Genomic DNA, 17718 nt, shown 5'->3' with positions numbered 1-17718 from the left:
GTTGCGGGTTATGAGTCTGGGTACGCTAACCTCTCTTTTTCTCTGTGAAAAACTTGGTGGCCTTTGTGGTTAAATGGATTGTGGTTTAATGGGTTGTAGTTTGGGTATCTGGATGCCAACTAAACTTTGCGCCTTCTCTTTGCGTCCTTAGCGGTTAATTAGGTTTTGGGTTACAATTATCTCCTAATCAATCTAAAAAAGTAATACTCATCACTTTTTGATGTGACCTCCATACCTTCCTGATCCAAGACCGTTAAATATGTTTGTAGCCATAAATATTCACCAATGCTACATACCTTTCATATACCAGTTTTAGGGCTGGGATACTCCATTGATACCCCGCTTAAAGTTGCCCGTTATGGCATTTCTTCTGTTTTATCTATTGTAGATGATGAATTGATAGAGCGAATGAGGCAATACCACACAGAGAAATCAGAAAAGAAATTCACAGCAATTCCAAAGCACATCGAAGATAGTCGCTCAAAACGGATAACTGCTTACCTCAACTTTTTAAAGGAAAGTGTCGAACAGCAGTTTGAACAATTAAAAGAGCAGGATTTTATCATTGGAAATGACCTTTGCAGGTATTTTGAACTTTTACCCGAACATGCAAACCTTAAACATGGCTATGAACTGATGATGGCTTATCCAGAGGGCGAAAGCAAAAGGATATTCCAGAAATTACTTCGTAATGGAATGAAAATGGGCGCTATTGATGTCAATATCATGGCGAAGGTAGATAAAATGAATTTTTTAAATAAAATGTATACAGGCGATCTCAATACCGATGCTTTGGCTGCTTTAAGAGGCTTTGCCGAAAGTAGCCTCCAGGCTTCTGTAGTGCTTTCAGCAGGAATGAATCCCCGTTTGTACAGTTATTTAGCAGAGTTTGCCGATTTCTTTCCAGATGAAGCTGGTGCATTAAAAAAGAAAGTAATCTTAAAGGTAAGCGATTTCCGTTCAGCATTTATTCAGACCAGGTTCTTAGCAAAAAAAGGAATCTGGGTATCCGAGTTCAGAATTGAATCCGGTTTAAACTGTGGCGGTCATGCCTTTGCAACAGAAGGCCATCTTTTGGGGCCAATTTTAGAAGAGTTTAAAGCTAAGCGGTCAGAAATGGTAGAAGAGCTTCTCGCCATTTATCAAACCGCACTTGAATCCAAAAATATTTTCCTAAAAGTACGGCCCGCTCAGCGGATTACCGTTCAGGGAGGAATAGGAACTGCAGAAGAACATCAGTTTTTACTGCAACACTACGGCTTGGCAGCTACTGGCTGGGGTAGCCCTTTTTTACTGGTGCCAGAAGTAACCAATGTTGATCAAGATACCTTGGCTCATTTGGCAGCGGCTAAAACAACCGATTATTACCTGAGCAATGCTTCGCCTTTGGGTGTGCTTTTCAATAACTTTAAACACAGTTCAATCGAACAGCAAAAGCAACAACGAATAGTGCAGGGGAGGCCAGGAAGCCCTTGTACTAAAAAATACCTTTGTACCAATACAGAATTTACTACAGCGCCCATTTGTACCGCTTCCCGCGAATATCAAAATCTTAAAATTAAACAGCTTCAATCGCTAGATTTAACGCCTGCCGATTATCAAGCTCGTTTTAATGAGGTTACAGAGAAAATTTGCCTTTGCGAGGGCTTATGTTCTTCGGCTTACCTCAAGTATGAAATCGTTAAACCCAGGGAAAATAAGGCTGTGGCGATATGCCCGGGGCCCAATTTGGCTTATTTCTCCGGGGTTTATTCTTTTGATCAATTGATAGGACATATTTATGGACGGGAAAGTGTGTTGCAAAAGACAAATAGGCCCAACATGTTTGTTCAGGAGCTTAATTTATACATTAAATACTTTCAGGGGCTGTTGGCCGAATACAACCTCAGTAAAAACGATAAGAAGAGAAAACAGCTCCTTGTTTTTAAAAATCAGCTCCTGGCCGGTGTGGATTATTATAAAACACTTTTCAAAAATCTTAGTGATCAGGCTGCAAGTCAGTTACAGCTTATGGCCGAGGAATTATCAATCGCTAAAGACAAATTAGACCAACTAATGATAGGATAAAATCAGTTCCAGAAAATTAACTTTCCTATATTTAGGCTTCATTATAGTATACAACTAATGGATAGATCGAAATTTTTAGATGCAATTATTGAGAATGCTATTGATGGTATAATTACCATTGACGATAAGGGGATTATTGAACATTTAAATCCCGCTGCACTAGAATTGTTTGGTTACGAGAAATCAGAGCTGGTAGGTAAAAATGTTTCAGTACTGATGCCTGAGCCTGATAGAAGTCGCCATGATGGTTATATTCATAATTACAATACTACAGGTACTAAACACATCATTGGCATTGGTCGGGAGGTGAATGGCAAGCGTAAGAACGGCTCTACTTTTCCCTTTAGATTAGGTGTAAGTGAAGTGAAGTTTAGCGACCGAAAAATTTACACAGGTTTCATACACGATTTAACCAAAGAAAAGGCCAGTGAAGAGCAGATAAAAAGTTATACCGAAAAGCTGGAAGTAAAGATACGGGAACGCACCAAAGATTTGGTTAAGCTTGTTTCAGAGCTTGAGATGGCCAAAGAAAATATGCGTGCATTGTTTCAGAAGGAAAAGGAAGTTAACCAATTGAAAACAAGGTTTGTATCAATGGCATCACATGAGTTCAGAACCCCGCTCAGCTCTATTCAGTTATCAGCTTCTTTAATTGATAAATATACTACTAAGCAAGATGCAGCAAGTGTAGAAAAGCATACCGCTAAAATCAAAAACTCTATCAATAACCTCACAACCATTCTGAACGATTTTCTATCATTGGAAAAGCTAGAAGCTGGAAAGGTAGAAGTAAGTGAACAGGCCTTTAACATCATCAGCTTTGCCGAAGAAATAACCGAAGAAATGCAGTTGTTAACGAAGCAAAACCAACACATTGTGTACGAGCACCAGGGCACCAGTGCAGATGCTTTTTTAGACCCTAACCTGCTCAAGAACTGTATCATTAATTTAATCTCAAATGCCATTAAGTATTCAGGAGAAGATACCTTAATTCAATTCAATACCTCTTTAAAAGATAAGGAATTGGTTGTAGAAGTAAGTGATAATGGAATTGGCATTCCCGAAGTTGACCAGGATAGCTTGTTTGAGCCTTTTTTCAGAGCACATAATACCGGCGATATCCCAGGTACAGGATTGGGTTTAAATATTGTTAAGCGATACGTGGGCCTGATGAACGGAACGGTAACCTGCCTGAGTGAGCAACATGCAGGAACTAAATTTACCTTAATTTTTCCTTTAAATAAAAAGGTTTAATAAATTGATATTCAATAAATGAGTAAAAAAGTATTAATTATTGAAGATAATGACGATATCAGAGAGGGTACTGCCGAAGTATTAGACTTGGCAGGCTATGAAACCTTCACTGCTAAGCATGGCAAAATTGGAGTAGACCTGGCACTTAAACATTTGCCAGATGTTATTTTATGTGATATTATGATGCCTGAGCTGGATGGCTATGGTGTACTTTATCTACTGCATAAGAACCCTAAAACAGCATCAATTCCCTTTATTTTTATCACTGCAAAAACCGAAAGAGCCGATATGAGAAAAGGGATGGAGATGGGTGCAGATGATTACCTTACCAAGCCATTTGATGACCTGGAGCTCTTTAAAGCCATAGAAAGCAGGTTTAAAAAGCGGCAGCAATCTGCCCATGCAGGAATTACAGCTTCCGATACCGAAACGGTGCTCGATGAAATGAAAGCTCGGGGAAAAACGAGGACTATTACAGCGAAGCAGATTGTTTATGTAGAAGACGATGAACCCAGCCATTTATATTATATTGTTAAGGGGCAAGTTAAAACCTATAAAAGATTCAAAGATGGGAGAGAGCTATCTTCCAGCCTTTATCATAACGGCGATTTTTTTGGTTACGAAAGTCTTTGCAATAATGAACCTTATGCAGAAAATGCGGCAACATTGGTGGCCTCAGAGATTATTCAAATCCCTAAGGTAGATTTTATGGAATACCTGCTCAATTACCAATCAGTATCCAAAACATTCATCAGTCTGTTGTCTGGTAGTGTGAGGGAAAAAGTAGAGCAGATGCTACAATTAGCTTATTCCTCGGTTCGCAAGAGGGTAGCAGAAGCCCTGCTCCAGGTAGCCGATAAATTTGGCGAAGATACCCACGATACCTGCACCATCAAGATTTCCAGAGATGACCTCGCTGCCTTAGTGGGTACTGCAAGCGAAACCGTAAGCAGAATGCTTGCTGATTTTAAAGACGAAAAACTGATTGATAAAACGGGTAATGCCATCAACATCCTTTCCATTGATAAACTCAAAAAAGTAAAGCAATAAGTATTTTTTGGTTCGTGTCTCCACCGGTTTCCTATTGGCTGGTGTCCCCATCAATACTGGTAACTTAAGGAGAAAACTAAAATGGATTTTCTTATTGGTTGGTGTCCCCACGTGTCCCCACCGACCAAATCAATAGTCCGTTAAGCAAATCCCTGCCTTTCTCTATTGGCTGGTGTCCCCACCGACCAACAAGGTAATCTGTTAACTTAAGCTAAATGCTGTCAGTCTGAGGGTTAATTTATTTCATTCAAATCAATATATGAGACATTTTTTTACCTTGCTAGGCAGTCTTTCCCCGGCTCGCCGCCGAAGCCACTTTCATATCCTAAAACCGCTTTAAGATTCCCTCCTGCGAGGGAATGACGATCGGCCGAGGGTTATGCGCCATGCTAACTGCCGTTAATAAAGAACTATCAATGCCAAGTACGACCCCGGCCTAGCAGCATTTCGCAGGATAGGACAGTCGAATGCTTACAGTTTCAAACGGGTACTCACTCATCAAGGAAATAAGCAGCGAGGGTTGGGTAATGAGTGCAATGGCCTAAGCCTCTTATTTCCGCTAATGGCATTCGGATGCTCCTAGCCAAGAAAGGATGCAAGCCTTGGCTTTTGGGTACCTTTTTGCCAAGAAAAAGGTACGAGCCCTTCCGGCGGCGAGGAAAAGAGAAAAACATTAGGTTGTAGCGAGACCCTACAAGTAGATAAAGCTTGGTCCGTGGGCAATGGGCCAAGGGTTGCGATGGAAATATATATTTAATTAAGTGCTTTAATAATAGGTAGTTATAAAATAATATCTATGGTAGCTTGTCGAAGATTTTATTAATAAGGAGAAAACTAAAATGGATTACCCTTCGACAGGCTCAAGGATGAAAATCCATTTTAGTTTTCTCTTTAAGTTAATAGCATTGGTGTCACCACCGGCCAACGCGATAGTCTGTTACCGAGGTTCTTATTGTCTTCCTCAGTCTTTCCGCTCCACCTTTTTCCGTTCCCACCCAAAAGTAACTCAAATCACTTTTTAGTCTAAGCAACCTCATCTCTTGCCACATCTGTCTGCTTTAGTTTTGTCCATATAACAGATGTACATGAAAGCTATCGCATACAACATAAAATCAGAAGAAAAAGAATGGTTGGTACTAGCCAATTACAAAAAGCATGATATTACAATAATAGCCAATAGCTTAACTGCCGATACCTTATCATTTGCTAAAGGTAAAGAAGCGCTCCTGGTTTTCAACAATGATGTGCTCAGTGAGGAAATGATCAGGGGACTACAGGAGTTGGGCATTCGCTATATCGCTACCACCTCCTTCGAAACCCATCATCTCGACCTTAAAGCCGCAGGTGCCGCCGGGATGAAAGTGGCCAACGTTCCCTTAATAAACGGAAATCAAAATCCACAATCCAGGATGGATCAGGTTATTAAAAACCTCGACCAATGGGCTGCAGGCAAATGTGTAGGCAAGGCCTGCTGCTGTCAGAATAATTGTGGGGTTACTAAAGCATTCAAATTATGATCACTTCCGGGCTTTTAAAGAAATATAACATTGCTGCGCCCCGCTACACCAGTTATCCTACGGTGCCATATTGGGATACCGAACATTTCAATACCGAGAAATGGACCAGTAGCTTAAAGAAAATCTTTTTTAAGCATAAAAAGGAGGGAATAGCCTTATACATTCATTTACCGTATTGCGAGAGCCTTTGTACCTATTGCGGTTGCAATACGCGCATCACCAAAAACCATGCGGTAGAAGTACCTTATATCAATGCGGTATTGGCCGAATGGGCGATGTATTGTAAGTTGCTAAAAGCTAGGCCTATGATCAGGGAACTTCACCTGGGTGGAGGCACACCAACATTTTTTAGCGCCGCAAACCTCCATAAATTAATTGATGGAATATTGGAACTGGCCGACTTAGCTATTGAAGCAACGCTCTCCTTCGAGGCACATCCTGCTAATACCACCAGCAATCACCTCCAAACACTCTATCAGTTGGGTTTTAAAAGACTGAGTTTAGGCATTCAGGACTTTGATCCAAAAGTACAGCTCATGATTAATCGGTTTCAAACACCGGCACAGGTAGAAAAAGTGGTAAAGGAGGCGAGGCATATCGGGTATGATTCCATCAATTTCGATCTGATTTATGGCCTGCCAGCACAAAGTTTAGCGGGCTTGGAGCAAACCCTTAACAGCGTAATTGAAATGAAGCCAGATCGCATTGCCTTTTATAGCTATGCACACGTACCCTGGCTAAAACCCGGGCAAAGACATTACACCGAGCAAGATCTGCCTCATGGCGATGAAAAGCTTGCGCTTTACCAACTGGGGAAAACGATGTTGATGGATGCAGGATACACCGATGTGGGAATGGATCATTTTGCCCTGAAAACCGATACGCTGTTTCAGGCCAGTGTTACACAGCAACTTCACCGTAACTTTATGGGATACACCGACCAGCATACGCATTTACTGATTGGTTTGGGCGTATCTGCCATTAGCGATAGCTGGACAGCCTTTGCACAGAATGCCAAAACGGTTGAGACCTATTTGGAGCAGATTAACCAAAACGCGTTACCTGTAGCTAAGGGGCACATACTTTCAGCGGCCGATCTGGAAATCAGACAGCATATTTTGAATATAATGTGTCATGAAAATACCCAGTTCAAAGATGGCATACCAGAGAAAGTTTTTGAACGATTAACCCCCTTGCTTAACGATAAGCTGGTTTGGGTTACGGAAAAAGAAATTAAGATTACCAAAGCAGGAAAGGCATTTCTGCGAAACGTATGCATGGCTCTCGATGAGAGGCTATGGGAAAAACAACCCCGCTCCAGTCTTTTTAGTTCGACTATTTAAATCACTTTTCCATGGAAGATCAAAAACAAAAAGTTACAGCCGAAAGCTGTTATCACTGTGGCGACGATCTGCCCAACATGCAATATCACCTGGATGATAAAGCTTTTTGCTGTGCAGGTTGCAAGGGCGTGTATCAAATATTGGCCGAAAACAACCTCTGTAACTACTATGCCTATAATGAAAGCCCTGGGCAAAGGTTTCAGTCAGAAAGCCGTTTAGAATACCTCGATGAAGCAACTATTGTTAACCAGCTCATTGATTACCGGGGAAAAGATATTACCATTGTTACTTTTTATATTCCTGCCATCCATTGCAGTTCTTGTATTTGGCTGTTAGAGCATTTATACAAAATCAATCCGGCTATTTTCAGCTCACGTATCGATTTCATCAAGAAGCAGGTAACTATCAGCTTCAAACACGAACAAATTTCCTTAAGAAAAGTGGTAAAAACACTTATTCAAATAGGCTATGAGCCGTTAATCAGTTTGCAGGATGTAGTTAAAGCCGATCAGAAAACATCCAACAGGGATTTGGTTCGTAAAATTGCCGTAGCAGGCTTCCTCATGGGCAATGTAATGTTGTTTAGCTTTCCTGAATATTTCGGGCTTTCGGCCCTGGAAAAACAATTTCAATACCTCTTTGCCTGGTTAAACCTGGTATTTGCCATCCCTGCTGTATTTTACTGTGGGCGAGATTACTTTGTATCCGCCCTAACCAGTTTACGCCATGGGCACATCAATTTAGATACACCACTGGCCCTAATTATGGCTGTACTGTTCATCAGGACAGCGGTAGAGGTTATATTTAATATAGGGCCTGGTTTTGCCGATACCTTAACAGGATTGGTTTTTCTGCTCTTAATGGGGAAATGGTTAAAACAACGTACCTATCACCACATCTCTTTCGATAGGGATTATCGCTCTTACTTTCCCATTGCAGTAACCACCTTGGTAAAAGGTAAAGAAAAACCAGTAGCCATTGATGAGCTAAAAGTGGGAGACAGGATTTGGATTAGAAATGGAGAATTGGTTCCTGCAGATGCCATATTGATGAAGGGAGATGCCTGGATGGACATGAGTTTCGTTACCGGTGAATCTGAGCCTGTACATCAGGTGCTCGGTGAAATTATTTACGCTGGAGGCAGGCAAACAGCCGAAGCATTAGAATTAGAAGTCATTAAGCCGGTTTCTCAAAGCTACCTTACCGGCCTCTGGAATCAGGAACATTATCAGGAGCAGGCTAAAAAGGCAAACTTTAATGATAGTATTGCCAAATATTTCAGCTTGGCTGTTTTCATTATTAGCTTTTCAGCAACTGCTTATTGGTTATTTCAGGGCAATAGCCAAAAAGCATGGTCGGCATTTACAGCCGTAATTATTGTGGCTTGCCCATGCGTACTGGCTTTAAGCACGCCATTCACCTTATCTGCCATTCTATCCGTTTTCGATACACTGGGCTTTTACGTTAAAAATACCGATGCCGTAGAACAACTGGCCCTATGTGATACCATTGTGTTCGATAAAACCGGAACTTTAACCAGTACCGAGAAGGCCTCTATCAATTTTAATGGAATATTAACCTATACGGAAAAAATTGCCCTGGCCTCACTATTCAGAAATTCATCTCATCCTTTAAGCAGGCATATTTTAAAATCTTTGCGGGTAGACGAATATCAAACGGTTCAGGATTACAAGGAGGTAATAGGAAAGGGTATATGTGGAAAAGTTAATGGCCTAACCATTTATGCCGGAAGTCTCAGTCTCTTACCTTTTCCGGTTCAGCAGGTTTCAGCAAGTGGTGTTCACATTGTGATGGATAGAGAATATAAGGGGAGCTTTTCTATTCAGCAAGAATGGCGCGCAGATCTTCCACAATTAATTTTCGGGCTACAAGATCATTTCCCACTGCAGGTGTTATCTGGTGATAACAATAAAGATGAGCAGATTTTAAGAAATATTTTTCCTCAAAAGGCAAAAATCAGCTTCGGTCAGCGCCCTCAGCAAAAGTTAGCGGCCATATTAGCACTTCAAAGGGAAGAAAAAAAGGTGATGATGCTTGGCGATGGACTAAATGATGCCGGAGCATTAAAGCAAAGCGATTTTGGGATTGCCCTGACAGATCACATCAATAACTTTACACCCGGTTGTGATGCCATTCTGAAAGGAAATGCTTTAGGATATCTTCCTAATTTTATCCAGCTCAGTAAAGATGGGTTAAAGATTATCAAAATGAGTTTTGCCATTGCTACAGCCTACAATTGTATTGGACTTTATTACGCCGTTCAGGGAACACTATATCCACTGGTTGCCGCTGTATTAATGCCTGTTAGTACAATTACCATTATTTGCTTTACCACTTTCGCCACACGCATTATGGCGCGTAAAAACGGGTTGAGCAAGCGTTAGCAATCTAAAAACAGTTTTATGTGACCTGTCATCCTGAGCCTGTCGAAGGACTTAGTTAAAGCCAAAGACCCTAAAATAAATTCAGGGCAACGAGCGGTTTGGAGGTTTGTTAATGGATGCTATTTAAAAAAAACCGTCATGCTGATTTTAGATCAGCATCTTTAAAATTCGGCCCCTAAAAACAAGTTCAAGGCAATGGGCACTAGAGGTTTATAAACCGATTCCCTGTCATCCTGAGCCTATCGAAGGACTTACTTAAAGCCAAAGACCCTGAAATAAATTCAGGGTGACGAGCGGGCTGGAGAACAAGGAGAAAATCAAAATGTATTGTCATCCTGAGCCTGTCGAAGGACAATACATTTTGTTTTCGACTAATCAAAAAAGCCCTCGTCAACTCGTCTTTCACTATTGATAATCAAAGTAACAACCATTGCTAAACATAAAACTATGAACATCTTATATTTCCTCATCGGCTGCAGCATCCTCATGGCCATTATCTTCCTTTTAGCATTCTTTTGGGCTTTAAATGCCGGGCAGCACGATGACGTGCATACACCAGGGGTACGTATCCTCTTCGATGATGACCTCAACAAAAAAAGTGAAGAAGATCACTTTTCTAACTAAGCACCATCACCAATCAACTGCATCAGTCAGGATACCTTTGGTGATAGATACAAACAAAACATTTCTATTGATTATGCAATTAGAGAGATTTACTTACGATAACAAGATTGTCAGAAACTTTGGCATCGCTACCATTGTTTGGGGCATCGTCGGAATGACAGTGGGCTTATTAGCAGCCATGCAATTATTTAAGCCCGCAATGAACATGGGTAACCAGTACACCACCTTCGGGCGGATCAGACCCCTTCATACCAACGCCGTTATCTTTGCCTTTGTGGGCAATGCCATTTTTATGGGCGTTTATTATTCCCTTCAACGTTTATTAAAAGCGAGGATGTTTAGCGATACGCTGAGCAAAATCCATTTCTGGGGCTGGCAGCTCATCATTGTGGCTGCGGCTATTACCCTACCGCTGGGCTTTACCACATCGCATGAGTATGCTGAGCTCGAATGGCCAATAGACATTGCCATTACCGTAATCTGGGTGGTATTTGGTATCAATATGTTTGGCACCATCATTAAAAGAAGAGAACGCCATCTATATGTAGCCATATGGTTTTACATTGCTACCTTCGTAACCATTGCAGTGTTGCATATCGTCAATTCATTCGAACTACCCATCTCATTTCTAAAAAGCTACTACGTTTATGCAGGCGTTCAAGATGCACTGGTACAGTGGTGGTATGGGCATAATGCAGTGGCATTTTTCTTAACCACACCCTATCTGGGCATGATGTATTACTTTCTGCCTAAAATGGCAGGAAGACCTGTTTATTCGTATAAATTGAGCATTCTGCACTTCTGGTCGCTTATTTTTATATACATCTGGGCAGGCCCGCACCATTTGCTTTACACCTCACTGCCAGGTTGGGCACAATCGTTAGGCGTTGCTTTTTCTATTATGCTTATTGCACCAAGCTGGGGAGGAATGATCAATGGCCTCTTAACCTTAAGGGGAGCCTGGGATAAAGTAAGAGATGACGTAACCCTAAAGTTTATGGTTGTTGCTCTTACAGCCTATGGTATGGCCACTTTTGAAGGGCCAATGCTGTCCTTGAAACAAATTAACGGAATTGCGCACTTCACCGATTGGATTGTAGCACACGTTCATGTAGGCGCACTGGGCTGGAATGGTTTTTTAACCTTCGGCGTGTTGTACTGGCTAATCCCTCGCATTTATAAAACTGAATTGTACTCCAAAAAACTGGCGGCTTTTCACTTTTGGATTGGCACACTGGGTATTCTTTTCTACGCTATTCCAATGTACTGGGCTGGCTTTACCCAAGGTTTAATGTGGAAGGAATTTACCGCAGAAGGGTTATTGAAATACCCTAATTTCTTAGCCACCACCATACAAATTATCCCCATGCATGTACTCCGTTCAATTGGAGGAGCGCTTTATTTAATTGGCGTTATTGCCATGACTTATAATCTGGTGAAAACGATGAAGGCCTCCAGCTTGCTTGCTAACGAACCAGCAGAAGCCATGCCATTAGAGAAAGTATTCATCAATGAATCAGCAACAGATAGGGCATGGCATAGGGTCCTGGAGCGCAAGCCAATGAAGTTTATGGTGCTGTCGCTGATTATTATCCTCATTGGAGGGATGGTAGAAATGATGCCCACTTTTACCATACAGTCAAACGTACCCACCATTGCCAGTGTAAAACCTTATTCTGCGTTAGAATTGCAGGGCAGAGATCTTTACATCAGAGAGGGCTGTGTAAATTGTCACTCCCAAACCGTTCGCCCTTTCCGTTCAGAAACCGAACGATATGGAGAATACAGTAAAGCTGGAGAATTTGTTTACGATCACCCATTCTTGTGGGGAAGTAAGCGCACCGGGCCAGATCTTCACCGCATAGGAGGAAAATATTCTGATGCCTGGCATTACAACCACCTGGTAGATCCAACATCCATGTCGCCCGGAAGTATTATGCCTCCATATCCCTGGCTGGTTACGCAACAGTTAGATATTTCTACCACAACAAGTAAAATCAACGCCATGCGAACCCTCGGCGTGCCATATGCCGAAGGCTATGAGCAACAAGCCAATCAGGATTTACAAATTCAGGCAGAGAAAATAACCGCCGAACTCAAACAGAACAATATCAAAGTAAAAAGCGATAGGGAAATTGTAGCCATCATTGCCTATCTGCAACGCTTAGGTACAGATATAAAAGCCAATAAACAACCAATTCCTACTAACTAATACATTATGTTCAATCAGCTCAAAAACCTGGCAGGAGACGAATACTACCTCATCAGTTCATTACTGGTCTTTATGCTGTTCTTCCTCATCGTTGGAGTTTACCTCCTGAAATTGAATAAACAACACATTCAAATGATGAGTGAATTACCTATCCAGGATCAAAAAACGATAGCAAATGAAGAAGATTAACCTACTTATAATACTGTTACTGGTACAAACTGTCGCCTTTGCTGCTAACGAGGCCGAGGTTCCTCCGGTAGCGATCTCTGAACCTGGTCTCGGCATTAATCAGTCAGAATTGCTTATCCTTCTTTTATTAATATTTGCCATCATTTTGTTGGTGGTAGCCCTTACCTTGCTTAATGCCTTTAAGGTGATGTATCAGGAACAGCTTCATCCTACCGCTTATCAGGTACCGGTATCAGAGAAGCCATTAAATTATGAAGAATGGCTTAAGCAAAAGAAAAAGGGGAAATCGGTTTGGGAAAAAATATTGAGTTTAAAACCCCTCGAACAAGAAAAGGATCTCGAAATCCCACATGCTTACGATGGAATTAAAGAATTGGATAATCCCGTTCCAGCCTGGTTCAACTGGCTTTTCTTTGGCACCATGCTCATTGCTGCGGGATACCTCTTTTATTATCACATTGGTGGATATGGCGACCTTCAGGATCAAGAGTATGAAAATGAAATGGCCAGGGCAAAGCTTGAAAAAGCCGCTTATTTAGAGAAATCTGCCAATGCTATAGATGAAAACTCCGTAAAGGCAGACCACACGCCTGTAGTTTTAGAAGAAGGTAAAACCATTTTCGATGCCAACTGTAAAGTTTGCCATGGCGATAAAGGTCAGGGTATTATTGGCCCTAATTTAACTGACGATTACTGGTTGCACGGCGGAGGAGTAAACAATGTATTTAAAACCATTAAATATGGCGTGCCCGAAAAAGGCATGGTAAGCTGGGAGAAAAATCTTAACCCTAAGCAAATTAGCGCAGTAACCAATTTTATTCTTTCCCTTCAGGATACCAATCCGGCAGGAGCCAAGGCACCACAAGGTGAAAAATATGAGGCTAAAAACCCTCAGGATAATGAAATGAAGCCTGTTGGCGACAGTACAACCATGGCCCATGCAACAAAAGGATAATCAACGGAAAAACAAGGGTAAAGATTTTCTTTACCCTAAAAAGCCATCTGGTAAATTATATACTTACCGAAAATGGTTCAGTTATACCTTGCTGTTACTTTTATTGGCCTGCCCGTTTTTAAAATTTAGAGGAGAGCAATTGGTGTTGCTCAATTTCATAGCACGTAAGTTCGTGTTCTTTGGCTTAATCTTTACCCCACAGGATTTTTATCTCTTTGCATTAGCCATGCTAATTTTTGTGATCTTCATTGTTTGTTTTACAGTGGTTTTGGGCAGGCTCTGGTGTGGTTGGGCCTGTCCGCAAACCATTTTTATGGAAATGATATTCAGAAGTATAGAATACTGGATAGAGGGCGATGCGGTAAGACAGAAGAAGCTTGATAACCAACCCTGGAACACCGAAAAAATACTCAAAAAGACCAGTAAACATTTTCTTTTTCTGGTCATTTCATTTATTATTTCCAATACTTTCTTAGCCTATATCATCGGTTCCGATACCCTCAAAACAATCATTCTCGAACCTCTTTCATCACACCTTTATGGTTTTATCTCCATTTGGTTCTTTACTTTCATTTTCTATGGTGTATTTGCTTATTTAAGGGAGAAAGTGTGTACGGTAATTTGTCCTTATGGCAGGTTGCAAGGCGTTTTGCTAGATAAACAGAGTTTGGTTGTAGCTTACGATATAAACAGGGGAGAGCCTCGAAAACGTATTCAAAAAAGTAACCACACTGAGGAGCAAAAAGGTGATTGTGTAGATTGCGGTCTTTGTGTGCAAGTTTGCCCAACCGGCATAGATATTAGAAAAGGTACCCAACTGGAATGTGTAAACTGTACCGCCTGTATCGATGCCTGCGATGAAGTCATGTTGAAAATTAACAGGGAGCCAAAACTGATCGGATTTTACAATCAGGATTTTATTGAAACCAGGAAACCATATAAAATCAGTATAAAAGCGTATGCTTATGCAGCAGTGCTATTTACCGTGCTAATCATCTTTTCTTCCCTAATTTATAAAAGGGAGGCCATTCAAACCACGGTATTAAGAGCTAGCGGCACCTTGTTTCAGGAAAGAGGAGATCAAACCAGTAACCTCTATAATGCCGAGTTAATCAATAAGACCAATAAAAATCTACCAATAGAATTCAGGGCAACCGATCCGGCAAACAAAATAGAGTTTATCCAGCAGTCGAAGATTTTACCCGCAGAGGGCACCATTCACTTAACTTTCTTTCTCCTCAGAAATAATAAAGCGATCACAACTTATAAAACAGCTGTTTCCTTTGAAATTTATGTAGATGGAAAGGTTTTAAGCAGGGCAACCACAAGTTTTTTTGCACAACCCCAAATAGAGATTTACTGAATTGAGCAGGAACAAATAATCACAATTATGAACTGGGGAACAAAGATTATAATAGGCATGAGCAGCTTTATGTTGTTTATCGTTGGTATGGTATTTTACATGTTTACCTTAAAGGATAGAGATACACTTGTAGAAGATGATTACTATGAAAAAGGCATGAACTACAACGAAACGTACAATGCAACACAAAATGTAATTAAAGAGCAGCTAAGCCCACAAATAAAGGTCGGCCAGAAGCAAATCGTTATTCAGCTGAAGAATAAAATCGATTTCGAACTCCAGTTAATGAGACCTTCCAGCGCCGCAGAAGATGTTAAAATGAAGGGAAAAACCATCGAACCCAATCACCTGATTCTCATAGATCGGGGCAACATGCGAAAAGGCTTGTGGGTATTAACCCTGTGTTGGACAAATAATCAGCAGGAGTATCTCTATAAAACCAATATTACCCTGTAATGGAGTTTCTACCACTGGCTTTTGTAATGGGATTGCTCAGCAGTTTGCATTGTGCTGTCATGTGCGGACCAATTATGCTCGGCATGCCTTTTCAAAAGCGCAGTAAAGGATCTCTGCTACTCCATTTATTAAGCTACCAATGGGGAAGAATACTCGTTTACGTATTTTTAGGCGGCTTTGTAGGACTGTTAGGCACCAGCATCCGTGTTTTCAGCAATCAAAAAGTACTTAGTATAATGATCGGAAGTTTACTTATTCTTTTTACACTTTTACTATTGATTCCATTTTATCGAAATCGCCTTTCATCAGTTCAGCATTATTTCAGTTTACCCATTAGCAAGTTAATGGGCAAAGTATTGAAACTACCTTTTTGGGCATTTTTTGCAGGGATGTTAAACGGATTAATTCCCTGCGGGATGGTTTATTTAGCCTTAGCCACGGCATTAAATACAGGTACAATTGGAAAGTCAATACAATTTATGTTGTTGTTTGGTTTAGGTACAGTGCCCTTACTTTTAATAGTTTCATTGACTGGAATCTACCTTAAGAAGTACATTCATTTAAATACGCAAAAACTTTTACCCTGGTTAATGCTTTTTATGGGGGTATTGCTCATCTTAAGATCAATAGATCTGGGAATCCCCTTCATATCACCAGCTACACATCAGGGATTCGGACAAGCGGTAATTTGTAATTAGCAACCTGCTACTTTCGGGTTTCAGCAATTAGACATGGCATCTTCATCGCCGCATGATCCCTGCTATACATTTATCCTACAGCAGGTATACTCCATGTACATACACTCCACGAGCATCGTAAGTCCACGTTTAACTGCTTAAAGGTGGACATGAGGCGGACATGATGCGGACTGGAAACATTGGAGACTGATGAAAATGTGTCTGAACTTTAATATAACTAAAATAAATGGCAATTCAAAGTATAGCATATCTTTTAGAGCCTTTTGGCTCATTAAAAAACTTAGGAAATTGAGCTGAAAAGCTTCCATAGCAATATGTATTATTAAGGCCACAATGTTTTTTTTAATGGAGAAATTTATACTTAAAATACAACCTTCAACAATCCCGTTTAACCGATAATGATGCTGCAATGCACTTTAAATGTTTAAATTTCATTTACGAGCACGTTTTTTGCCTAATCTTTATCAGTTAGTTAAATTATGATTATTTGAATAATGGGGACATGGTGGATGCCATGCCCCATTTTTTTTTGAGACCTCAGGTAAAAAATCAAAATCAATTAATCCATTTTATCGGGGATAATTAACTATAGGGTATTTAAGTTTTCCAGTATCCAATGGTCTTCAACAACTAGCTCCATTTTTTCAGTGGCGTGCAATAGAGTGTACAATTCCAATTGCCGACCTTAAGCGCTTGCTCAGGCAGTAATAATTGCTTGCAGAACTTTTCTTTATGAGTAATTTTTTACCCTAGTTGTAGATAGTTATCCCCAGGTTATTAAAATAAATACTCCTCAAGCCTTATTTGAACAGCTTTTTTGGTGTTGGAGCGGTATTTGGATAACATTTGATAATAGATTTGTTCCACTTTTTAAAACCCTTTTGGTTTGAGAAAGTGTTTCGCTTGCAGTGGTTCGTAACTCCATTCAGGCAAATAACTAAGAAAGAGGGAAGGAGACAATTATATGCCTGTAATGGATGGTTTGGAGGCTATTAAGAGAATTCGTGCAGACCAGGTTCCGGGAAAAAGTAAAATTCCGGTTATAACGTTTTCAGCAGGTGTGATGGATAAAGATAAAGAAACAGCTATGGAAGCCGGTGCTAATGATGTGCTAGGTAAACCATTTAAGGTAAATGTCTTGCATCAAAAGATCCTTAAAAATATCCCCCTGGTCCGTGACCCACCATAAGTGTTCGGAAGAATTTTATTTCTCCCCATAAGTTGATAATTTTCATTTAGGCCAAGGATGATTAGTGCCTATTTTTCCTCATGGAAATCAGTCAACTACTTTCATTATTGCCAGAAGAGAGGTTAACCGAACTTGCCTTATCCACAAATGTGAATAGGTATTCCAAGAAACTTCAGGGTGAGCTTGTTTTCAAACTATTGCTCCATTGCATTCTCTGTTTTAAGGACAATAGTTTAAGGACGATGGAATCTGCCTATGAATCCATTGCATTCAAATTATTGAACGCCGATAGGAAAAGTGAGAAAATTAGTTTTAGTTCAATTAGCGAAAGACTTTCAGTTATTGAACCATTATATTTTGAAAAGCTGTACGAAACCTGCATTGAAACTTACGGTA

15 protein-coding genes are annotated in these 17718 nt (G+C 40.5%); all 15 read left to right on the top strand.

Translation table 11 applies throughout. The features are described from left to right. The first annotated feature begins 285 nt into the window (after window positions 1-285). Window positions 286-2067, top strand: a complete 1782-nt coding sequence (locus BMX11_RS19765; protein ID WP_090887782.1) for a hypothetical protein — start codon at window positions 286-288, stop codon at window positions 2065-2067. A 57-nt stretch (window positions 2068-2124) separates the two neighbouring features. Next, window positions 2125-3321 carry a PAS domain-containing sensor histidine kinase gene (locus BMX11_RS19760; RefSeq protein ID WP_090887779.1) on the top strand — a complete coding sequence of 399 codons (1197 nt, stop codon included), beginning with the start codon at window positions 2125-2127 and terminating at the stop codon, window positions 3319-3321. An 18-nt stretch (window positions 3322-3339) separates the two neighbouring features. Further along, window positions 3340-4371 carry a response regulator gene (locus tag BMX11_RS19755; RefSeq protein ID WP_090887776.1) on the top strand — a complete coding sequence of 344 codons (1032 nt, stop codon included), beginning with the start codon at window positions 3340-3342 and terminating at the stop codon, window positions 4369-4371. 1085 nt (window positions 4372-5456) lie between these two features. Further along, complete coding sequence (locus BMX11_RS19750; protein ID WP_175474626.1) at window positions 5457-5888, top strand: Rossmann-fold NAD(P)-binding domain-containing protein; 432 nt, start codon at window positions 5457-5459, stop codon at window positions 5886-5888. Continuing rightward, window positions 5885-7231, top strand: coding sequence for an oxygen-independent coproporphyrinogen III oxidase (gene hemN, locus BMX11_RS19745; RefSeq protein ID WP_090887770.1), 1347 nt, complete (start codon window positions 5885-5887; stop codon window positions 7229-7231). Before BMX11_RS19750 ends, hemN begins: the two co-directional genes overlap by 4 nt. An 11-nt stretch (window positions 7232-7242) precedes the next feature. Continuing rightward, window positions 7243-9636 carry a heavy metal translocating P-type ATPase gene (locus BMX11_RS19740; RefSeq protein ID WP_090887767.1) on the top strand — a complete coding sequence of 798 codons (2394 nt, stop codon included), beginning with the start codon at window positions 7243-7245 and terminating at the stop codon, window positions 9634-9636. A gap of 447 nt (window positions 9637-10083) precedes the next feature. Beyond that, window positions 10084-10260 carry a cbb3-type cytochrome oxidase assembly protein CcoS gene (gene ccoS, locus BMX11_RS19735; protein ID WP_090887763.1) on the top strand — a complete coding sequence of 59 codons (177 nt, stop codon included), beginning with the start codon at window positions 10084-10086 and terminating at the stop codon, window positions 10258-10260. A gap of 73 nt (window positions 10261-10333) precedes the next feature. Beyond that, window positions 10334-12472, top strand: coding sequence for a cytochrome-c oxidase, cbb3-type subunit I (gene ccoN, locus BMX11_RS19730; RefSeq protein WP_090887760.1), 2139 nt, complete (start codon window positions 10334-10336; stop codon window positions 12470-12472). A gap of 6 nt (window positions 12473-12478) precedes the next feature. Continuing rightward, window positions 12479-12661, top strand: coding sequence for a hypothetical protein (locus tag BMX11_RS19725; RefSeq protein ID WP_090887756.1), 183 nt, complete (start codon window positions 12479-12481; stop codon window positions 12659-12661). Then, window positions 12648-13616, top strand: a complete 969-nt coding sequence (locus BMX11_RS19720) for a cbb3-type cytochrome c oxidase N-terminal domain-containing protein (RefSeq protein ID WP_090887753.1) — start codon at window positions 12648-12650, stop codon at window positions 13614-13616. The genes BMX11_RS19725 and BMX11_RS19720 overlap by 14 nt, the downstream gene beginning before the upstream one ends. Continuing rightward, window positions 13600-14979, top strand: a complete 1380-nt coding sequence (gene ccoG / locus BMX11_RS19715; protein ID WP_090887750.1) for a cytochrome c oxidase accessory protein CcoG — start codon at window positions 13600-13602, stop codon at window positions 14977-14979. The genes BMX11_RS19720 and ccoG overlap by 17 nt, the downstream gene beginning before the upstream one ends. Window positions 14980-15006: 27 nt before the next feature. Next, window positions 15007-15435, top strand: a complete 429-nt coding sequence (locus BMX11_RS19710) for a FixH family protein (protein ID WP_090887747.1) — start codon at window positions 15007-15009, stop codon at window positions 15433-15435. Next, window positions 15435-16133, top strand: a complete 699-nt coding sequence (locus BMX11_RS19705; RefSeq protein WP_090887744.1) for a sulfite exporter TauE/SafE family protein — start codon at window positions 15435-15437, stop codon at window positions 16131-16133. Before BMX11_RS19710 ends, BMX11_RS19705 begins: the two co-directional genes overlap by 1 nt. A 964-nt stretch (window positions 16134-17097) precedes the next feature. Beyond that, the gene (locus BMX11_RS19700; protein WP_090887741.1) at window positions 17098-17322 is read left to right on the top strand and encodes a response regulator; all 225 of its coding nucleotides are present in this window, start codon (window positions 17098-17100) and stop codon (window positions 17320-17322) included. 80 nt (window positions 17323-17402) lie between these two features. Beyond that, window positions 17403-17718, top strand: a 316-nt coding sequence (locus BMX11_RS24560; RefSeq protein ID WP_394332681.1) for a hypothetical protein, incomplete at its 3' end; no start/stop codon positions are given.

It is taken from the genome of Pedobacter rhizosphaerae (assembly GCF_900111155.1).
In the GTDB taxonomy this organism is placed as follows: domain Bacteria; phylum Bacteroidota; class Bacteroidia; order Sphingobacteriales; family Sphingobacteriaceae; genus Pedobacter; species Pedobacter rhizosphaerae.
The sequence above is the reverse complement of the archived record's forward strand: the minus strand, read 5'-3'. Positions and strand labels throughout refer to the sequence as shown.

What these genes read in the sequence shown, in the direction of transcription:
- BMX11_RS19765 (WP_090887782.1), top strand. Translation starts at nt 286, where the DNA reads ATGCTACATACCTTTCATATACCAGTTTTAGGGCTGGGATACTCCATT.
- BMX11_RS19760 (WP_090887779.1), top strand. Translation starts at nt 2,125, where the DNA reads ATGGATAGATCGAAATTTTTAGATGCAATTATTGAGAATGCTATTGAT.
- BMX11_RS19755 (WP_090887776.1), top strand. Translation starts at nt 3,340, where the DNA reads ATGAGTAAAAAAGTATTAATTATTGAAGATAATGACGATATCAGAGAG.
- BMX11_RS19750 (WP_175474626.1), top strand. Translation starts at nt 5,457, where the DNA reads ATGAAAGCTATCGCATACAACATAAAATCAGAAGAAAAAGAATGGTTG.
- hemN (WP_090887770.1), top strand. Translation starts at nt 5,885, where the DNA reads ATGATCACTTCCGGGCTTTTAAAGAAATATAACATTGCTGCGCCCCGC.
- BMX11_RS19740 (WP_090887767.1), top strand. Translation starts at nt 7,243, where the DNA reads ATGGAAGATCAAAAACAAAAAGTTACAGCCGAAAGCTGTTATCACTGT.
- ccoS (WP_090887763.1), top strand. Translation starts at nt 10,084, where the DNA reads ATGAACATCTTATATTTCCTCATCGGCTGCAGCATCCTCATGGCCATT.
- ccoN (WP_090887760.1), top strand. Translation starts at nt 10,334, where the DNA reads ATGCAATTAGAGAGATTTACTTACGATAACAAGATTGTCAGAAACTTT.
- BMX11_RS19725 (WP_090887756.1), top strand. Translation starts at nt 12,479, where the DNA reads ATGTTCAATCAGCTCAAAAACCTGGCAGGAGACGAATACTACCTCATC.
- BMX11_RS19720 (WP_090887753.1), top strand. Translation starts at nt 12,648, where the DNA reads ATGAAGAAGATTAACCTACTTATAATACTGTTACTGGTACAAACTGTC.
- ccoG (WP_090887750.1), top strand. Translation starts at nt 13,600, where the DNA reads ATGCAACAAAAGGATAATCAACGGAAAAACAAGGGTAAAGATTTTCTT.
- BMX11_RS19710 (WP_090887747.1), top strand. Translation starts at nt 15,007, where the DNA reads ATGAACTGGGGAACAAAGATTATAATAGGCATGAGCAGCTTTATGTTG.
- BMX11_RS19705 (WP_090887744.1), top strand. Translation starts at nt 15,435, where the DNA reads ATGGAGTTTCTACCACTGGCTTTTGTAATGGGATTGCTCAGCAGTTTG.
- BMX11_RS19700 (WP_090887741.1), top strand. Translation starts at nt 17,098, where the DNA reads ATGCCTGTAATGGATGGTTTGGAGGCTATTAAGAGAATTCGTGCAGAC.